The organism is Tepidiphilus thermophilus (assembly GCF_001418245.1).
GTDB lineage: Bacteria > Pseudomonadota > Gammaproteobacteria > Burkholderiales > Rhodocyclaceae > Tepidiphilus > Tepidiphilus succinatimandens.
In genome coordinates this window covers 168,530-185,673 of sequence record NZ_LIPU01000002.1, presented here as the reverse complement: position 1 = coordinate 185,673, position 17,144 = coordinate 168,530, and the positions used below count along the sequence as shown (strand labels likewise).

General features: G+C 66.7%; 18 protein-coding genes, 1 other RNA gene and 1 pseudogene. 11 read left to right on the top strand and 9 right to left on the bottom strand.

Annotated features, from left to right (window positions below; all coding sequences use genetic code 11):
• Positions 1–7: 7 nt before the first annotated feature.
• From ASC37_RS02600 to ASC37_RS02590, 3 genes are all read right to left on the bottom strand, one after another.
• Positions 8–880 (bottom strand): metal ABC transporter permease, encoded by an 873-nt coding sequence (locus tag ASC37_RS02600; RefSeq protein ID WP_055422884.1) that lies wholly within the window; start codon positions 878–880, stop codon positions 8–10.
• The gene (locus ASC37_RS02595; protein ID WP_055422883.1) at positions 877–1,647 is read right to left on the bottom strand and encodes a metal ABC transporter ATP-binding protein; all 771 of its coding nucleotides are present in this window, start codon (positions 1,645–1,647) and stop codon (positions 877–879) included. The genes ASC37_RS02600 and ASC37_RS02595 overlap by 4 nt, the downstream gene beginning before the upstream one ends.
• A 97-nt stretch (positions 1,648–1,744) precedes the next feature.
• Entirely contained in the window at positions 1,745–2,170 is a 426-nt protein-coding gene (locus ASC37_RS02590; protein WP_055422882.1) for a Fur family transcriptional regulator, read from the bottom strand.
• Positions 2,171–2,277: 107 nt separating this feature from the next.
• Between ASC37_RS02590 and ASC37_RS02585 the strand changes: the two genes are divergently transcribed.
• Positions 2,278–2,985, top strand: a complete 708-nt coding sequence (locus ASC37_RS02585) for a fumarylacetoacetate hydrolase family protein (protein ID WP_055422881.1) — start codon at positions 2,278–2,280, stop codon at positions 2,983–2,985.
• A gap of 7 nt (positions 2,986–2,992) precedes the next feature.
• On the opposite strand, the gene ASC37_RS02580 is transcribed toward ASC37_RS02585, so the two are convergent.
• Entirely contained in the window at positions 2,993–4,339 is a 1,347-nt protein-coding gene (locus tag ASC37_RS02580; protein ID WP_055422880.1) for a malonyl-CoA decarboxylase, read from the bottom strand.
• On the bottom strand, positions 4,336–5,151 hold the full coding sequence (gene lgt / locus ASC37_RS02575; protein ID WP_055422879.1) for a prolipoprotein diacylglyceryl transferase: 816 nt from the start codon (positions 5,149–5,151) through the stop codon (positions 4,336–4,338). Before lgt ends, ASC37_RS02580 begins: the two co-directional genes overlap by 4 nt.
• A gap of 99 nt (positions 5,152–5,250) precedes the next feature.
• Between lgt and ilvD the strand changes: the two genes are divergently transcribed.
• The 7 genes from ilvD (at position 5,251) to ASC37_RS02545 (ending at position 9,973) form a co-directional block, all read left to right on the top strand.
• Positions 5,251–7,101 (top strand): dihydroxy-acid dehydratase, encoded by a 1,851-nt coding sequence (gene ilvD, locus ASC37_RS02570; RefSeq protein WP_055422878.1) that lies wholly within the window; start codon positions 5,251–5,253, stop codon positions 7,099–7,101.
• A gap of 3 nt (positions 7,102–7,104) precedes the next feature.
• Entirely contained in the window at positions 7,105–7,314 is a 210-nt protein-coding gene (locus ASC37_RS02565) for a hypothetical protein (RefSeq protein WP_037989428.1), read from the top strand.
• On the top strand, positions 7,307–7,609 hold the full coding sequence (locus tag ASC37_RS02560) for a cell division protein ZapA (RefSeq protein ID WP_055422877.1): 303 nt from the start codon (positions 7,307–7,309) through the stop codon (positions 7,607–7,609). Before ASC37_RS02565 ends, ASC37_RS02560 begins: the two co-directional genes overlap by 8 nt.
• Before the next feature lie 14 nt (positions 7,610–7,623).
• Positions 7,624–7,805, top strand: a non-coding RNA gene (ssrS, locus tag ASC37_RS11975) — 6S RNA.
• 47 nt (positions 7,806–7,852) lie between these two features.
• Positions 7,853–8,653, top strand: coding sequence for a sulfite exporter TauE/SafE family protein (locus ASC37_RS02555; RefSeq protein WP_055422876.1), 801 nt, complete (start codon positions 7,853–7,855; stop codon positions 8,651–8,653).
• 6 nt (positions 8,654–8,659) lie between these two features.
• Positions 8,660–9,466 (top strand): NADPH-dependent 7-cyano-7-deazaguanine reductase QueF, encoded by an 807-nt coding sequence (gene queF, locus ASC37_RS02550; RefSeq protein ID WP_055422875.1) that lies wholly within the window; start codon positions 8,660–8,662, stop codon positions 9,464–9,466.
• Positions 9,467–9,664: 198 nt separating this feature from the next.
• Positions 9,665–9,973 (top strand): c-type cytochrome, encoded by a 309-nt coding sequence (locus tag ASC37_RS02545; RefSeq protein ID WP_055422874.1) that lies wholly within the window; start codon positions 9,665–9,667, stop codon positions 9,971–9,973.
• Between the two features lie 40 nt (positions 9,974–10,013).
• On the opposite strand, the gene ASC37_RS02540 is transcribed toward ASC37_RS02545, so the two are convergent.
• Complete coding sequence (locus ASC37_RS02540; protein ID WP_055422873.1) at positions 10,014–11,159, bottom strand: EAL and HDOD domain-containing protein; 1,146 nt, start codon at positions 11,157–11,159, stop codon at positions 10,014–10,016.
• Positions 11,156–12,183 (bottom strand): annotated as a pseudogene (locus ASC37_RS02535) (CDP-6-deoxy-delta-3,4-glucoseen reductase). The gene ASC37_RS02540 and the pseudogene ASC37_RS02535 overlap by 4 nt, the downstream one beginning before the upstream one ends.
• 71 nt (positions 12,184–12,254) lie before the next feature.
• Between ASC37_RS02535 and ASC37_RS02530 the strand changes: the two are divergent.
• The 3 genes from ASC37_RS02530 to ASC37_RS02520 all read left to right on the top strand — a co-directional run bounded on the left by ASC37_RS02530 (position 12,255) and on the right by ASC37_RS02520 (position 14,854).
• Complete coding sequence (locus ASC37_RS02530; RefSeq protein ID WP_072247893.1) at positions 12,255–13,196, top strand: NAD-dependent epimerase/dehydratase family protein; 942 nt, start codon at positions 12,255–12,257, stop codon at positions 13,194–13,196.
• An 80-nt stretch (positions 13,197–13,276) separates the two neighbouring features.
• A complete protein-coding gene (locus ASC37_RS02525) occupies positions 13,277–13,687 on the top strand; it encodes a CopD family protein (protein WP_055422872.1) in 411 nt (136 codons plus the stop codon).
• Between the two features lie 9 nt (positions 13,688–13,696).
• Entirely contained in the window at positions 13,697–14,854 is a 1,158-nt protein-coding gene (locus tag ASC37_RS02520) for a THUMP domain-containing class I SAM-dependent RNA methyltransferase (protein WP_055422871.1), read from the top strand.
• A gap of 9 nt (positions 14,855–14,863) precedes the next feature.
• On the opposite strand, the gene ASC37_RS02515 is transcribed toward ASC37_RS02520, so the two are convergent.
• Together ASC37_RS02515 and ASC37_RS02510 are read right to left on the bottom strand one after the other, a co-directional pair.
• A complete protein-coding gene (locus ASC37_RS02515; RefSeq protein ID WP_055422870.1) occupies positions 14,864–15,997 on the bottom strand; it encodes a PilT/PilU family type 4a pilus ATPase in 1,134 nt (377 codons plus the stop codon).
• Positions 15,998–16,046: 49 nt separating this feature from the next.
• Positions 16,047–17,108, bottom strand: a complete 1,062-nt coding sequence (locus ASC37_RS02510) for a type IV pilus twitching motility protein PilT (RefSeq protein WP_055422869.1) — start codon at positions 17,106–17,108, stop codon at positions 16,047–16,049.
• Positions 17,109–17,144 lie beyond the last annotated feature (36 nt).

Here is a 17,144-nt window from a genome sequence, read left to right as displayed (position 1 = left end):
GCTCCGGTCAGTTTTCGAGGTGCTGTTTGCGCGGGCGGCGCCGGCGCAGGAATCCGTGAGGGGCAAGAAAGAGCGAGCAAAGATAGGGAAGCGCGAGCGCGAGTGCGATTGCCGGGCCAGCGGGCAGATCCCAGCGGAAAGAGGCGACGAGCCCGAGGTAGCTGCCCAGGATGCCGCAGCCGGCGGCGAGCACGAGCGCCTTGCCCAGGCCATTGACCCACAGTCGGGCCGTGGCGGCGGGCAGGATCAGCACGCTGATCGCGAGCAGGGTGCCGATGGCGTGAAAGGCGGCCACGAGGTTGAGCACGACCAGCACGAGGAAGCCGTAGTGCGCCAAGGCCGACAGGCGCGGACTGTAGCGGCGCAAGAAAGGGGCGTCGAAGCATTCGAGCACGAGGATGCGCCAGCCCAGGGCGAGCAGCACCAGCGTGGCGGAGGCGACCAGGGCGATGAGGGTGAGCGTGTCGCGGTCGATGGCGAGGATGGAGCCGAAGAGCAGCTGCAGCACGTCCACGGGGCGGCCGTGTGCGGTCATGAGCAGGATGCCGGCGGTGAGCGAGAGGATCTGGAAGGTTCCCATGGCGGTGTCTTCGAAGAGCACCGAGTGGCGCGCCGCCCAGCCGGTGGCGATTGCCACGAGCACGCCTGCGGTCAGCCCGCCGAGCGTCATCGCGCCCAGCGACAGGCCGGAGAAGAAATAGGCGGCAGCCACACCAGGGAGCACCGCATGGCTCATCGCGTCGGCCATGAGGCTCATGCGGCGCAGCATGAGAAAGACGCCCACGGGAGTGGCGCCCAGGGTGAGCATCGAGGCGCCGGCGAGCGCCCGGCGCATGAAGTCGTAGTCGGCAAACGGGGTGATGAGCTCGGGCAGGGTCATGGGGCGACCTCGTCTTTCTCCTCGTCCACAGGCAGCGGACAGGGCGCGGCATGTTCGTCGAAGGCTTCCGCATGGCGCCGGGCGCGGTCGAGGTGTTCGGCGCACAAAACTTGCTCGGTGGGGCCGAAGGCGACGAGCTCGCGTGCGAGCAACAGGGTCAGGGGAAAGTAGCGGCGCACGCGGGCGAGATCGTGCAGTACGGCGATCACCGTGCGCCCTTCTTCGTGCCAGCGGTGGATGAGGGTGAGGAATTCTTCTTCTGTGGTTTCGTCGAGCGCGTTGAACGGCTCGTCGAGCAGGATGAGGCGGGCATCCTGCACGATGATCTGGGCAAAGCGCACCCGCTGCAGCTGACCGCCGGAGAGCGATTCGAGCGGACGGTGTTCGAACCCCTGCAGTTTGACTGCGGCGATGGCATCGGCAACGCGCCGGTGCGCCGCCTCGTCGAAGGCGCGCCACGGGCCGAGCCAAGGCCAACATCCCATGGCAATGGCATCGTGGACGTCGACGGGAAAATCGAGCGACCAGGTCGGCTGCTGTGTGAGGTAGGCGAGCCGCTGCCGGCATGGCGCCGGCAGGCTGACATGGCCCGTCATCGGCTTGAGTTCGCCGGCGAGCACCTTGAGCAGTGTGGATTTGCCCGCGCCGTTGGGGCCGGCCACGGCGAGCAGCGCACCGCAGGGGATCGTGGCGTGCAGATGGTGGATGGCCGGATGTCGACCGTAGCCGGCGGTGAGGTCGTGCAGGACGATGCTCGGGGTGTTCATCGGGTCCCCCAAAAGTAGAGCAGCCAGATGAGCCCCAAGGGCAACGCTGCCAGACCGAGGCGGCCGAGGATGCCCAGCGTCCACAAGGATCGAGCGCTCATGCATTTTCTCCGGCGCGGCAGGCGGCGCACAGGCCGTGGATCACCAGTTCGACACGTTCGGCGACATACCCTGGCGGCAGCGTCGGCAGTGGGGGAGAGGGCGCGGGCAGGCAGCGCGTCTGGCCGCAGCGGCGGCATTGAAAATGGGCGTGCGCTTCCCGATCCTCGACCGGTTCATAGCGGGCGGCGCGTCCCACCGTCGCCAGACGCCGTACCAGGCCATGGGCGGAGAGCCAGTCGATCGCGCGATAGATGGTGACCCGGTCGGGGACATGGCCGGGGGTTTGGGTCAAGTGCTCCAGTACTTCGTCGGGCGTGAGCGGCTCTTCGGCCGCCGCCAGGCAGCGCAATACCGCCAGACGCGCCGCGGTCACGCGGCCGCCGGCATCGCGGATGCACCGGGAAAAATCCGGATCGTTCATGGCGGGGTTTCGTTTGGAATTTTTGCCATTTTATTGCATTTTATTGCATTTTTACCTGGCGTCAAGGCAGCGTAGAATCGAGCCGGAAGTCCAATGAGGAGTCGATCATGTCCCGTGAAGAATTCGTGATTCCTGCGCCGGCGCTGCCGGTAGTGCCGGTGGGCTGCGGCGGGCTCTTCCCTGTACGCCGCATCTTCTGCGTGGGGCGCAATTACGCCGAACACGCGCGCGAGATGGGGGGGGATCCGAGCCGCGAGCCGCCGTTCTTCTTCATGAAACCGGCCGACGCCGTCTGGCATCCTCACGATGCCGAGTCGCACTGGCCCTATCCGCCGGCCACCCAAGAAGTGCACCACGAAGCCGAACTGGTGGTGGCGCTGCGCGGCGGAGGCCGGGAGCTCTCCCCGGAGGAAGCCGCGGAGGCGATCTATGGCTACGCGGTGGGGCTAGACATGACGCGGCGCGACTTGCAGGCGGAGGCGAAAGCCAAAGGCCGGCCTTGGGACGTGGCCAAGGGGTTCGATGCCTCGCTGCCGATCTCCACGATCCTGCCGAAGCCGGGCGAAGTGCTGCGCCGTGGCGAGATCGGCCTGGAGGTTGATGGTACGCCACGCCAGCGCGGCGACCTCGCACAGATGATCTACGACGTGCCGGTAGTGATCGCCGAGATCTCGCGCTATTGGCGGCTCGCGGCGGGTGACCTGATCCTCACGGGAACGCCCGCCGGAGTCGGCCCCGTGCGCCCGGGCGAGCGCGTGCGCGCCTGGGTGGAAGGCGTGGGCGAGCTCGCTTTCGTGGTGGGCGAGGCGGCTTGAGGCGGCGCTAGCGCGCGAGGCGACGCACTGCGGAAGTCGCCTCGATGAGGCCGTCGCGCTCGTAGGCGTCGATGCGATCCTGCAGCTTGTCCGGCTCGTAGCGGTAGTTGACCATGATCGCCCAGGATTGGCGCCAGCCTTTGGGCGAGGTGTCGGCGAGCCAGTTGAGCCGTTCGATGCGCGCGCCGTTGCCCAGGTGGAAGCGCGCCACCGGGTCGAGCGCGCGGCCGTTCTCCGTGGCGAGCAGATAGCGTGCTGCGGCGCGCAAGAGCGGCGCGGCGAGCGCCTCGCGCCACGCTTCGGTGCCGGCGATCTCGGGTGTCTCGAGCAGCCGCTGCAGCAGTTCCATTCCTTCGGGAGCGCCGGCGGCGCGCAGCCGGCGCCAGTCGGAGGCGGTGAAGGCATCGGCGAGCGCCTCGGGATGCGCGCGGTACCAGCGCACCAGCCCCGGGATGGGCGAGAGGGTGGCGAATCGCTCGAGCTTGGGAAAATCGCGGCGCAGGTCGTCGATCACGCGCTTCAAGAGAAAGTGGCCGAAAGAGATGCCGCGCAGCCCTTTCTGCGTGTTGCTGATGGAATAGAAGATGGCCGTGTCGGCCCGCTCGGTGGCAAAGAGCGGCGCGGAGACGTCGAGCAGCTGCTGCACGTCGCCGGCGAGCCCCTCGGTGAGCGCTACCTCGACGAAGATGAGCGGCACCGAGGGCATGCGCGGATGAAAGAAGGCGTAGCAGCGCCGGTCGGAATCGAGCCGGTTCTTCAGATCCTGCCAGGATTCGATTTCGTGCACCGCCTCGTACTGCATCAAGCGCTCGAGCACGTCGGCCGGGCTGTGCCAGGTGATGCGCTGCAGCTCCAGCAGCGCCACGTCGAACCACGAGGCGAGCAAACCCTGCAGTTCCAGGTCGAGCGCAGCGAGCAGCGGGTCGTCGCGCAGGAAATCGAGCAGCTCGGCGCGCAGGTCGACGAGGAAATGCACGCCGGCGTCGGAAGCCGAGAACTGGGTGAGGATGCGGCTGCGGGGGCTGCGCAGGCTCTCGCGCAGCGCCGCTTCCGCCTGCCATTGCTCGTCGCTGCCGCGCGCCGCGCGGTAGGCGTCGTAGGCGGCGTCGATGCGCTCGGGCTCGGGGCCGAACTCGGTGAGCAGGATACGCAGGAAAGCCCGCCGGCCGTTTTCGTCGAGCTCGGCATAGGTCTTGGCGAGCTTGGCGGCGCGCTGGCGCGCGCTCACCTCGCCGCCGATGAGGTCGGCGCATTCGCGCAGCTCGTCGCGGATGCGCTCGAGCACTTTCTCGGGCGGCGGCTCGAACCAGCCGCGCACCAGCGACAGTCCTTTGCTCAGCAGATCGTTGCTCATGGGTTCGTCCTCGCGTCGACGGAAGAGGGGATGCGGCGCGTCTGGCGGTAGAGTACGGCACCGGCGAGCAGCATGGCCAGCGACAGCCACTGCGCCGTGCTCAGCGCCGGGGTGAGCCAGGAGAGGATGCCGGGGTCGGGCGTGCGAAAGAGCTCGCACACGAAGCGGATGGCGCCATACCCCATCAGAAAGACGGCCGAGACCCGCCCCGCGGGCCGGGGGTGGGCGGCGTACCACCACAGCAGCGCGAAGAGCAGTGCGCCTTCGCCGAACGCCTCGTAGAGCTGCGATGGGTGGCGCGGCAGGGTATCGACTTGGGGATAGACCATGGCCCAGGGCAGGGACTCGGGGGCCGGACGTCCCCACAGCTCGCCGTTGATGAAATTGCCCAGCCGACCGAATCCCAGCCCCGGTGGCACGAGCGGGGCGACGAAGTCGGCCACCTGCCAAAACCCCATGCCCTCGCGCCGCGCGAAGAGCGCCATGGCGAGGATCACGCCGATGAGTCCGCCGTGAAAACTCATGCCGCCATGCCAGATGGCGAAGATCTCGAGCGGATGGGAAAGATAGTAGGCGGGCTGGTAGAAGAGCACTTCGCCCAGCCGCCCGCCCAGTACCACGCCGAGCACGCCGTAGAAGAGCAGGGCGTCGAGCCGCTCCCGCGTCCAGCGGCCATCGCCCAGGCGACGGGCGTGACGCGGCGCGAGCCAGAGGAAGGCGAGAAAGCCGGCGAGGTACATGAGCCCGTACCAGCGTACCGACAAAGGGCCGAGGGAGAAGGCGATGGGGTCGAACTGCGGATGCACGAGCATGGAAGAAAGACCGCGGTGTGGCGCACGGGTTCATTGTAGCCCAAGGCCGGTTCGGGACTAGAATAACGGGCATCGCAGCCAACGGATCGAGGATCTCCCATGCCGCAGTATCGTTCCCGCACCAGCACCCACGGCCGCAACATGGCCGGCGCCCGCGCCCTGTGGCGCGCCACCGGCATGAAGGAAGAGGATTTCGGCAAACCGATCATTGCCATCGCCAACAGCTTCACCGACTTCGTGCCCGGGCACGTGCACCTGCGCGATCTCGGCCGCCTCGTGGCCGAGGAGATCGAAAAGGCGGGCGGCGTGGCCAAGGAATTCCACACCATCGCCATCGACGACGGCATCGCCATGGGGCACCAGGGGATGCTCTATTCGCTGCCCTCGCGCGAGCTCATCGCCGATTCGGTCGAATACATGGTCAACGCCCACTGCGCCGATGCGCTGGTGTGCATCTCCAACTGCGACAAGATCACGCCGGGCATGCTCATGGCCGCCCTGCGCCTCAATATCCCCGTGGTCTTCGTCTCCGGCGGACCGATGGAGGCGGGCAAGGTGCGCTGGCAGGATCAGGAGCTCTCGCTCGATCTGGTCGACGCCATGGTGAAGGCGGCCGACCCCAACGCGAGCGACGAAGAAGTAGCGCTCGTCGAGCGTTCGGCCTGCCCCACCTGCGGCTCCTGCTCCGGGATGTTCACTGCCAACTCGATGAACTGCCTCACCGAGGCACTGGGGCTGGCGCTGCCGGGCAACGGCACGCTCGTGGCCACGCACCGCGACCGCGAAGGGCTCTTCCGCCGCGCCGGGCGGCTCATCGTCGAACTCGCCAAGCGCTATTACGAGCAGGGTGACGAATCCGTCCTGCCGCGGCGCATCGCCACCTTGGCCGCATTCGAGAACGCCATGGCGCTCGACGTGGCCATGGGCGGTTCCACCAATACCGTGCTGCACCTGCTCGCCGCGGCGCATGAGGCCGAAGTGCCGTTTACCCTGGCCGACATCGACCGCATCTCGCGCAAGGTGCCGTGCCTGTGCAAGGTGGCTCCGGCGGTGAGCACGGTGCACGTCGAGGACGTGCATCGCGCCGGCGGCGTGATGGGCATTTTGGGCGAGCTGCAGCGTGCCGGGCTCTTGCACGACGAAGTCTCCACCGTGCATAGCCCGACGCTGCGAGCGGCGCTCTCCCACTGGGACGTGATGCAGACCTCGGCGCTCGACGTGTTCGAGTTCTATCGCGCCGCCCCCGGCGGCGTGCCGACCCAGCGTCCCTTCTCCCAGGAACGGCGCTATCCCTCGCTCGACCTGGATCGCACCGCCGGCGTGATTCGCGACCGGGCGAACGCTTTTTCCCAGGATGGCGGCCTGGCGGTGCTCTACGGCAACCTCGCGCCGAATGGCTGCATCGTCAAGACGGCCGGCGTGGACGAGTCGATCTGGGTTTTTCGCGGCCGTGCCCGCGTCTTCGAGAGCCAGGAAGAGACCGTCGCCGCCATCCTCGGCGACAAAATCCAGCCCGGCGACGTGGTGGTGGTGCGCTACGAAGGGCCCAAAGGGGGGCCGGGCATGCAGGAGATGCTCTATCCCACGAGTTATCTGAAGTCCAAAGGCTTGGGGAAATCCTGTGCGCTCCTCACCGACGGGCGTTTCTCTGGTGGCACCTCGGGCCTCTCCATCGGGCACGTCTCGCCGGAGGCCGCCTGTGGCGGCACGATCGCCCTCATCGAGGAGGGCGACACGATCGAGATCGACATTCCGCAGCGGCGCATCCATCTGGCGGTGGCTGACGAGGAGCTCGCGCGCCGGCGCGCCGCGATGGAGGCCAAAGGGGAGGCTGCCTGGCGCCCGGCTTCGCGCCAGCGCCAGGTCTCGGTGGCGCTGCAGGCCTATGCGGCGCTCACCACCAGCGCCGACACGGGGGCGGTGCGCGATCTGGGGCAGCTGCGGAGGTAAGCGATGGAGACGGAACTTGCGCATCTCGAACGTCAGGCCGAGCGGCTCGCGCAGCTCGTGGAGCGTCTGAGCGCGCACAATCAGCGGCTGCAGCGCCAGGTGGCGCAGCTCGAAGCCGACAAGAGGATTCTCGAAGGCAAGCTCGCGCAGGCGATCCGCGGCATCGAACGCGCCGTGACCCTGCTCGAACCGGCGGAGACGAGCGATGTCTGAAACGCACGTCGACGTGACCCTGATGGGGCGCACCTATCGCCTGGAGTGTGAGGAGGGCGAGGCGGAGCCGCTCGCCCAGGCGGCGAAGCTGCTCGACGAGCGCATCGCTGCGCTGGCGCAACGCTCGGGCCTGAGCGGAGAGAAACTGGTGCTGTGGACGGCGCTGGAAGTGGCGCTCGATCTGGTCAAACTGCAGCAGCAGGGAGGGTTTGACATCACGCGATTCAAGCGTAGAATTGAGCTCATCGGCGCGCGGCTCGACGGGGTCTTGAGTCAATACGACCGCCCCCTCTAGCCGCTGCCCTCAGGTTTCCCCTGCGGCGTTCGGGAAGGTCGTACGATCCTAGAACCAATATCGTGACGATGGGTCGCGGCCCCGAGAAACCGCCAGTGTGCGCGCCCTTCGCGGGCGTGCCTGAGGCGGAAGGAAAGCGACCAACCTGAACCTCGGGTTCAGGAGCATCGGCCTGATCGGCGCTCGCGGGGGATCTCCCTTACCAAACCCGGCTCGGTCCGGGTTTTTTCATGGGGGCAAACGATGGACGCATGGTGGCTGGCTTATCCGCTGCTCGGTGCCGTGGTCGGCATCTTCGCCGGCCTGCTCGGTGTGGGCGGCGGGGCGATCATGGTGCCCATCCTCACCTCGCTCTATACCGCCCAAGGGTTCCCGGCCGAGAACGTGGTCCATCTGGCGCTCGGCACCTCCATGGCGAGCATCGTGCTTACCTCCGTGAGCAGTTCGCGGGCGCATCACGCGCGCGGGGCGGTGGAGTGGGGCGTGGTGCGCACCATGGGACCGGGTGTGATCATCGGTATTTTCCTCGCCTCCTTCATCGCGGCTGCGCTGCCTTCGCGGCCATTGGCGATTTTCTTTGCCTGCTTCATCGCCTACGTCTGCGCGCAGATGCTGCTCGACATCAAGCCCAAGGCTTCGCGCCAGCTGCCCGGCCCCTGGGGGCTGGCGGCAGCTGGCGCGGTGATCGGGGCGGTGTCGGCGCTGGTGGCGATCGGTGGCGGCTCGCTCACTGTGCCGTTCCTTACCTGGTGCAACGTGCCGGCGCATCGCGCCATTGGCACCTCCGCCGCTCTCGGGCTGCCGATCGCATTGGCGGGCGCGATTGGCTATGTCGTCATGGGCTGGGGACATCCCGGTCTGCCGCCTTATTCGCTGGGCTACGTCTATCTGCCGGCGGTGATCGGGGTGAGCGCCGTGAGCTATTTCACCGCGCCGCTGGGCGCGGCGCTCGCTCATCGCCTGCCGGTGCGCACGCTCAAGCGTATTTTCGCCTTGGTGCTGCTCGCGCTGCTCGCGAAGATGCTGCATTCCCTCTTCGGATGATCACCCATGAGTGAGCTGTGGCTCGGTCGCCAGGTGGCGGTTCCTTCGTCCTACGACCCCGGCGTGCTCACGCCGATCGCGCGGGCGCAGACTCGCCGCGACCTCGACCCGCCACCTTTCGTCGGTTTCGACGAGTGGCGTGCCTATGAGCTCTCCTGGCTCGATGGGCGCGGCAAACCGGTGGTGGCGCTCGCGCGCTTTCGCGTGCCCTGCGATTCGCCCTGCCTCATCGAATCGAAGTCGCTGAAACTCTACCTCAACGGCTTGGGCGGCACGCGTTTTTCCGAGGTCGATGCGGTCGCGGCCACGATCCGGGCCGACCTGTCGCGGGCAGCTGGGGCGGCGGTGGAGGTGGCGATCGCGCCGCTCTCGATGCGGCCGCAGCGCGCGCCGGGCTATCCCGCAGGCGATTGCGTCGACGAGTTGCCGGTGGAGATCGAGACCTACCGCTACGATCCGGCGCTGCTGCGCATCGCCGAGGAAGCGCCAAGGGCGCAGTGGCTCGTGAGCCATCTGCTCAAGTCGAACTGCCCCGTGACGGGACAACCCGACTGGGGCTGCGTCGTCGTCCATGCCCTGGGGCCGGTGATCGACCCGGCTTCATTCCTGCGTTACGTCGTTTCCTTTCGCGAACAGCAGGAATTCCACGAACAATGCGTCGAGCGCATCTATCGCGACCTGTGGCGCCTGGGGATGCAGGAACTGATGGTGTTCGCCTGCTACACCCGCCGCGGCGGGTTGGACATCTCCCCGGTGCGCGCCTCGCGCGTCGGCTTGCTGCCGGAGACGCTGCCCGAAGAGATCCGGCAATGAAGGGGGGGTCGTTTCGCTTCGTAAATGGTGCTTGCTTTTCCTGCGCTCGGAGCTATGGTTGACGATGTGGGCGCGTTCAGTTTGGGTTAACATAGCGCCTCGCGCCGCGGGAGAGGCCGCGGTTGGAGCGACGAAGACGCCGGCAGCGCCTCTCGCCGGGCGCTTCGAACTTTTTTCAGTGACTCAAAGGAGAGTACGATGCACAAGGCACTCTGGGTTGGCGCTGCGGCGCTGTTCCTGGCCGGACCGGCGCTTGCCGCCACGGAAGGCGAGACCCTGATGAAGACCAAGGGCTGCGTGGCCTGTCACGCAGTCGACAAGAAGCTGGTCGGCCCGGCCTACAAGGACGTGGCCAAGAAATACACCGAAGCCGACGTGCCCAAGCTCGTCGAGAAAGTGAAGAAGGGCGGCGTAGGGGTGTGGGGCCAGGTGCCGATGCCGCCCAACGCGCAGGTGGCCGATGAGGACATCGAGAAGATCGTGCGCTGGATTTTGACGCTGAAGTGAGCATCCTCGCGCTGCGGCGTATTTGCGCGCCGCAGCGTTTTTACGCATTGAGTCGATCGGCGTATTCCAGCGCCGTGAGATGGGCCCGGTTCAACGTCAGGGAGGCGAGCCCTAGTTTTTCTGCATGATGGCGCAGCAGCGCCGCATCGGGGCTCTCGCACGCACGGGCAAGTTCGAGGAAAGGGGCAAATTCTCCTTGTCCTCGCGTGAGCGCTTCTCGTATCGCCTCGCTCACGGCGATGTTCTGCAGGACTTCCACCATCGGCACGCCGAGCAAAACGTCGAGGATGGAAAAAACACCGCACAGGAACAGCTGTTCCGTGATCTCGGCGGAAAAAAAACCTTTACCGATCTCTTCCATGAATCGGCCGCGGACGATGGACGTCTGGGCAAGGGCTTGCTGCGAGGGATGCTGCGAGGCATTCAGCAGCAGTAATGACAGCCATTTCAGCAGATTGCGGTAGCCGAGGATCTGGACCGCGTGCCGGAACGAGGTCACTTCGCACATCAGTCCCATCCCGGCCGAATTGATGTAGCGCAAGAGCCGATAGCTGAGCGCGACGTCCCGTTTGAGGAGTTCTTCGATCTCGGCGATGTCGGCGTCGCGCTGGAGTTTCTGGATGAGCTGCAGGACGATGCCGAAGCTGGGGGTGGCGCGTTTCTGGACCACTTCGGGGGTGCCGCGCAGGAAGAACCAGCCGCAGGCGCCGGAAAAGCCTCGTGCGATGGTGTCGGCGAAGGCAGCGGGATCGGTTAGCCCCCAGGCAAGGGCAATGCCGGGTGCCTGTCCGGGGACGGAACTGCGGCGCAGATCGACCAAGGTGAAGCGCCAGTCGCCGATGGGAGGGACGGGGCTTACGCCGTCGTACCAGCCGAGGCAAAGAGGAATTCCTTGGGCATGGACGAGGGGCAACAGGGCCTGGACTTTGGGATGCGTGAGGGCAGGGGCGGGAATTTCGAGAAAGGTCCCTTCGGGCCAGGACCAATCGAGGAGCTCAGGCCCTGGAACCAGGCGTCCGAAAGAGAGAAAGACCGTGTGTGCGCTCGGCCAGCAAGGACGCAGACGCGCCAGTTCTTCGAGCGCAGCCTGCATCGAGGAGGCATGCAGGAAGAGACGGTTGGCGGTGATCGCCTGTTTGCGATTGACGGCGGGTTCACGCGTCAGAAAGGTGGCGTTGTCGCTCATGTAGGGCTCGTGGCGAAGGTGAAGGCGTCGCTGAAGAAGGACTCGGCGTCCAGACCGTGCGCCAGGAAGTCGCGCTGGGCGGCTTCGATCATCGCCGGAGCGCCGCAGGCGTAGACCTCGTGGCCCGAGAGCGTCGGGAAGTCTTGCAACACGGCGCGGTGCACGAGCTCGGTGCGACCCCTTCCCAGCGGTCCTCGACCAGGGGTTCGGAGAGCACCGGCACGTAGCGAAACCACGCGTGCTCGGCGGCGAAGCGTTCGAGCCATTCATGCCGGTAGAGGCCGGCGCGCGTGCGCGCCCCCCAGTAGAGCGTGGCGGGACGGGCGATGCCGGCATGGTGCATGTGCCGCAGCATCGACTGGATCGGTGCAAACCCCGTGCCGCCGGCAAGAAAGAGGATCGGCGCTTCGCTTTCCTCGCGCAGGAAGAAGCTGCCGAGCGGCCCTTCGAGTCGTAACACTTCCTTCGGCTTCATCGCCGTGAAGACGTGCGTGGTGAAGCGGCCGCCGGGCACGAGCCGGACGTGCAGTTCGAGGAAGTCGGTTTCTTCCGGGGCGTTGGCGAGCGAGAAGCTGCGCCGCGCGCCGTCGGGCAGCAGCACGTCTACGTATTGGCCGGCGCGGAAGCGGAAATCCAGGCTCGCCGGCCGTTTGAGCGTGAGGATCGTCACGTCTTCGGCGGCGCGCTCCAGGTGCTCGACGCGGGCGGGGAATTTGTGGACCGGAAAGTCGTCGGCACGGCGCAGCTCGCGCACGGCGATGACGAGATCGGTGAGCGCCCGGGCGCGGCAGGGCAGAAACCAGCCTTGTGCCCGTTCCTCTTCGGTGAGGGCCGAGGCGGCCACGGGGCCGGTATATTCGATCTTGCCGTCGAGGAGTCGGGCACGGCAGGCGCCGCAGGCGCCGTCGCGGCACCCATAGGGCAGCAGCAGCCCGGCGGCGAGCGCCGCTTCGAGCACGGTCTGATCCGGGGCGACGCGGAAGTCGGCGCCGGCATGGTCGGCGATGCGGACGATGGCGTTCATGGTAGGCTTGCGCATCCAGCGTGACGCAGAAAGCGCAAAAGGATAGCATGAAGCGGGCAAGGAGATTGCTGGTGGTCGGGGCAGGCGACGTGGCCGCGCGGGCGATGCGTTTTCTGCCGAAGGGGGTGTCGGTCATCGCGCTGGTGCGCCGTCCCGAGGCGGCGACGGCCTGGCGTGAGAGGGGGGCGAAGGTGCTGATCGCCGATCTCGACGACCGGCGCGGTCTGCGTCGCCTCGCCGGGCTCGCGCCCTGGGTGTGGATGCTCGCCCCTCCGCCGGCCGAAGGGATGGACGATCCTCGCTCGAAGCGCCTCGCGGCGGCGCTGGCCCGCGGCGGGAGGCGCCCTCGCCGTCTGGTCTATGTCGGCACGAGCGGTATCTACGGCGATCGCGGCGGCGCCTGGGTGCGCGAATCCGATCCGCCGCGACCGCAGACGGGCAGGGGAAAACGGCGGCTGGCTGCCGAGCGGCGCTGGCGCACGTTTGCGCGCCGGCTTGGCGTGCGGCTGTCGATCCTGCGCGCGCCGGGGATCTACGCCGAGGATCGCTGGCCGCTGGAGCGGCTGCGCCGCGGCTGGCCGCTGCCGCAAGAGCCAGTGTGGACCAACCACATCCACGCCGATGATCTCGCTCGCGCCTTGTGGCTTGCCACCTTCCGTGGCGCGAGCCTGCGTGCCTATCACGTGGTCGATCGAAGCGCGCTCACCTTGAGCGAATTCTACGAACGGCTCGCGGAAACCTTCGACTTGCCGGCGCCGCCGCGCTTGCCCCTGGCCGATGCCCTGGCGGCAGTGCCACCCGCCACGGCCTCCTTCATGCGAGAATCGCGCCGTCTGCGCAGCGAGCGGTTGCGCGAAGAACTGCGCCTGTGCCTGCGCCATCCGACGGTGGAGGGCGTGCTGGCGGCGATCGCAGCCCGCCGCGAAACGAGAGGGCAGCTTGAAGAACCGTCGCGAGCGGCGACAGGGCAAGGCGCCCGGAGCGCAGGATGCGAGACATATCAACCAAGATAGGCGAGCATCCGAGCACCGCGCAACGCCGCCATGCAGCCGCGCAGTAGGTTATTCGAGCTGCCCAAAAGGAGAATGAGTCCATGCTGGTCGTCAAATCCCTGCACATCGTCTTCGTCGTGAGCTGGTTCGCCGGGCTCTTCTATCTGCCGCGCATCTTCGTCAATCTGGCGATGGTCGAAGAGCCGGCGGTGCGGGCACACCTCTTGGTGATGGCGCGCAAACTCTACCGCTTCATGACGCCGCTGGGGGTGCTGGCGATCGTCTTCGGTCTGTGGTTGTGGTTCGGCTTCGGCTTTTCCGGCGGCTGGCTGCATGCGAAGACGCTGCTCGTGGCCTTTCTCGTCGTCTATCACCTGGCGTGCGGCCGCCTGCTGCGCGCTTTTGCCGAAGGGCGCAATCGTCACTCGCATCGCTGGTATCGCGTCTTCAACGAGATTCCCGTGCTGGTGCTCACGGCGGTGGTGTTCCTCGCCGTGTTGAAACCTTTTTGAGGAGGCGGCGTGAGCGAGCGGTTTTTCGTCCCTTGTCCGCGGGGTCTGGAGGGGGTGCTCGCCCAGGAGCTGGCGCGCCTGGGGGTCGAGCGGCCTGAGCCGGCTTCTGCTGGGGTGGGCTTTGCCGGCGAGTTCGCGCTCGGCGCTTGGGTGAACCTGACGAGCCGCATCGCCACGCGCGTGCTGTGGCAGGTGGGGGAAGGGGACTATCGCAACGAGGACGAGCTCTATCGCCTGGCCCGCGACATCCCCTGGCCACGGCATTTTGCCGTGGAGTGCACCATCCGCGTCGATGTGCGCGCGCAGCGCTCGCCCTTGCGCAGCCTCGAATTCGCGGCGCTGCGGGTCAAGGACGCGGTCTGCGACCGCTTCCGGGCGCAGCTGGGCGCGCGGCCCAGTGTCGATACTGTGGCGCCGCAGGTACGCCTGTGGGTTTTTCTGCAAGAGCGGCGCGCGCGGCTCTATCTCGATCTGAGCGGCGAGCCGCTCTACCGCCGCGGGTTCAAACGCTCGACGGTCGCCGCGCCCTTGAAGGAAAACCTCGCGGCGGGGATTCTCATGCTCACCGGGTGGCGACCGGAGGAGCCGCTGGTCGATCCGATGTGCGGCAGCGGCACGTTCCTTCTCGAAGCGGCGATGGCCGCGCGCGGCATCGCCCCGGGGCTCGCGCGCGGTTTCGCCCTGGAAAACCTGGAAAATTTCGACCCGGCGCAGTGGCGGGCTTTGCGCCAGCGTGCCAAGGCGCTGCGCCGCGACGTGCCGCTGCGGCTGTGGGGCTCCGACGTCGATCCGGCGATGGTGGCGGCCGCGCGCGACAACCTCGCCGCAGCGGGTCTGGAGGAGGCGGTGCACTGGCAAGTGGCCGATGTGGGGGAACTCGTCGCCCCGGCACCAGAAGGCGTTTTGGTGGCCAACCCGCCCTACGGCGTTCGGCTCGATGAAGCGCAGAGGCTGGCGGCATGGTATCCGCGGCTGGGCGATGCGCTCAAGCGCCACTGGACGGGCTGGCGCGCGTGGATCCTTACCGCCGACCCGGAATTGCCGCGGGCCATCGGACTCAAGGCAAGCCGGCGCGTGCCGCTCTTCAACGGGGCGCTGGAATGCCGCCTTCTGGAATACCGCCTCGTGGCCGGCCCGATGCGGCGGCGCACCAGCACGCCGCTGTGACGCACGCCATCAGAGGACGTCGAGGCCGTCGGGCGGACGGATGTCGGGTTTGTCTTCCCGTTTGCTGTAGAGCTTGATCTGTAGCCGCAGGTCGTTGACCGAGTCGGCGTAGCGCAGCGCGTCTTCGTAGCGGATGAGCCCCGCTTCGTAGAGGTCGAAGAGGGCCTGGTCGAAAGTCTGCATGCCCAGCTCGCGCGAGCGCTTCATCACGTCCTTGATCTCGCCCACTTCCCCTTTGAAGATGAGATCGGCAATGAGCGGCGAGTTGAGCATGATCTCTACGGCCGGAACCCGCCCAGGACCGTCGGCGCGCGGCAGCAGGCGCTGCGACACGAAGGCGCGCAGGTTGAGCGAGAGATCCATGAGCAGCTGCTGGCGCCGGTCTTCGGGAAAGAAGTTGATGATGCGGTCGAGCGCCTGGTTGGCGCTGTTGGCGTGCAGCGTGGCGAGCGCAAGGTGTCCGGTTTCGGCGAAGGCGATGGCGTAGTCCATGGTCTCGCGGTCGCGAATCTCGCCCATCATGATGACGTCAGGGGCCTGGCGCAAGGTGTTTTTCAGGGCGATTTCCCAGTTTTCGGTGTCGATGCCGATCTCCCGCTGCGACACGATGCAGTTTTTGTGCGTGTGCACGAATTCGATCGGATCTTCGATGGTGATGATGTGGCCGAAGGAATTCTCGTTGCGGTAATCGACGAGCGCGGCGAGCGAGGTGCTCTTGCCGGTGCTGGTGCCGCCGACGAAGACCACCAGGCCGCGTTTGAGCATGGCGATCTCCTTGAGAATGGGCGGCAGCATCAGCTCCTCGAAGGTGGGGACCCGGTCGGCGATGGCGCGCAGCACCAGCGCCACGGCGCCTTTTTCCAGATAGGCATTGACGCGGAAGCGCCCGATCCCGGTGGGATTGATGGCGAAGTTGCATTCCTTGGTCGCCTCGAACTCGGCGGCTTGCCGGTCGTTCATCAGGGCGCGGGCGATCTCCGCGGTATGGATGGCGGTGAGCGGCTGCGCCGTCTGCGGGGTGATCTTGCCGTCGATTTTCAGCGCCGGAGGGAAGTCCGGCGTGATGAAGAGGTCGGAGGCCTTTTTCTGCTTCGCGAGCTTGAGCAGGTCGTTGACGAAGCGCAGTGATTGGTCTTTTTGCATGATGACGGTCCTTAGCCGGTTACTGCTTGGGTGGAATGCCACCAGAGACTTAGATGACGCGCGTCGGAGCGACCTGGAACTGATCTTTGTTCTGTGCCACCGAGCGGGCTTCTTCGACTGAGATCACCTGCTGGCGTACCAGCTCCATGAGGCACTGGTCGAGCGTCTGCATGCCGATGGCCTGGTTGGTCTGGATGATGGAGTACATCTGGGCCACCTTGTTCTCGCGGATGAGGTTGCGGATGGCCGCGTTGGCGATCATGATCTCGTGCGCCGCCACGCGACCGGTGCCGTCCTTGCGCTTGAGCAGCACCTGCGAGATGACGGCGCGCAGGGATTCGGAGAGCATGGAGCGCACCATTTCTTTCTCGGCGGCGGGAAAGACGTCGACGATGCGGTCGATCGTCTTGGCGGCCGAGGAAGTGTGCAGGGTGGCGAAGACGAGGTGGCCGGTCTCGGCCGCGGTGAGTGCGAGCCGGATGGTCTCGATGTCGCGCATCTCGCCCACCAGGATCACGTCCGGGTCTTCGCGCAGCGCCGAGCGTAGCGCATTCTCGAAGGAATGGGTGTCGCGGTGCACCTCGCGCTGGTTGATGAGCGCTTTCTTCGGCTCGTGGACGAACTCGATCGGGTCCTCGATGGTGAGGATATGGACCGGCTGATGCGTGTTGATGTGATCGAGCATCGCTGCCAGCGTGGTCGATTTCCCCGAACCGGTGGGGCCGGTGACGAGCACGATGCCGCGGGGCTGATCGCAGATGGTCTTGAACACGGGCGGCGCGGCGAGCTCTTCGAGCGTGAGCACCTTGCTCGGGATGGTACGGAAAGCCGCCCCCATGCCCCGGTCCTGCAGGAAGGCGTTGACCCGGAAGCGGGCGATGCCGGGTACTTCGAAGGAGAAGTCCGCCTCCAGATGTTCCTCGAAGTTCTTGCGCTGCGCATCGTTCATGATGTCATAGACGAGCGCCTTGACGTCGGCATCGGTGAGCACAGGCAGGTTGATGCGCCGGATGTCGCCGTTGATGCGCAGCATCGGTGGCAGGCCGGCCGACAGGTGCAGGTCGGAAGCCTTGTTCTTGACGGAGAAGGCGAGCAGTTCGGTGATGTCCATACGATCTCCTGGGAGGCGGACGGCGGCGATGCTATA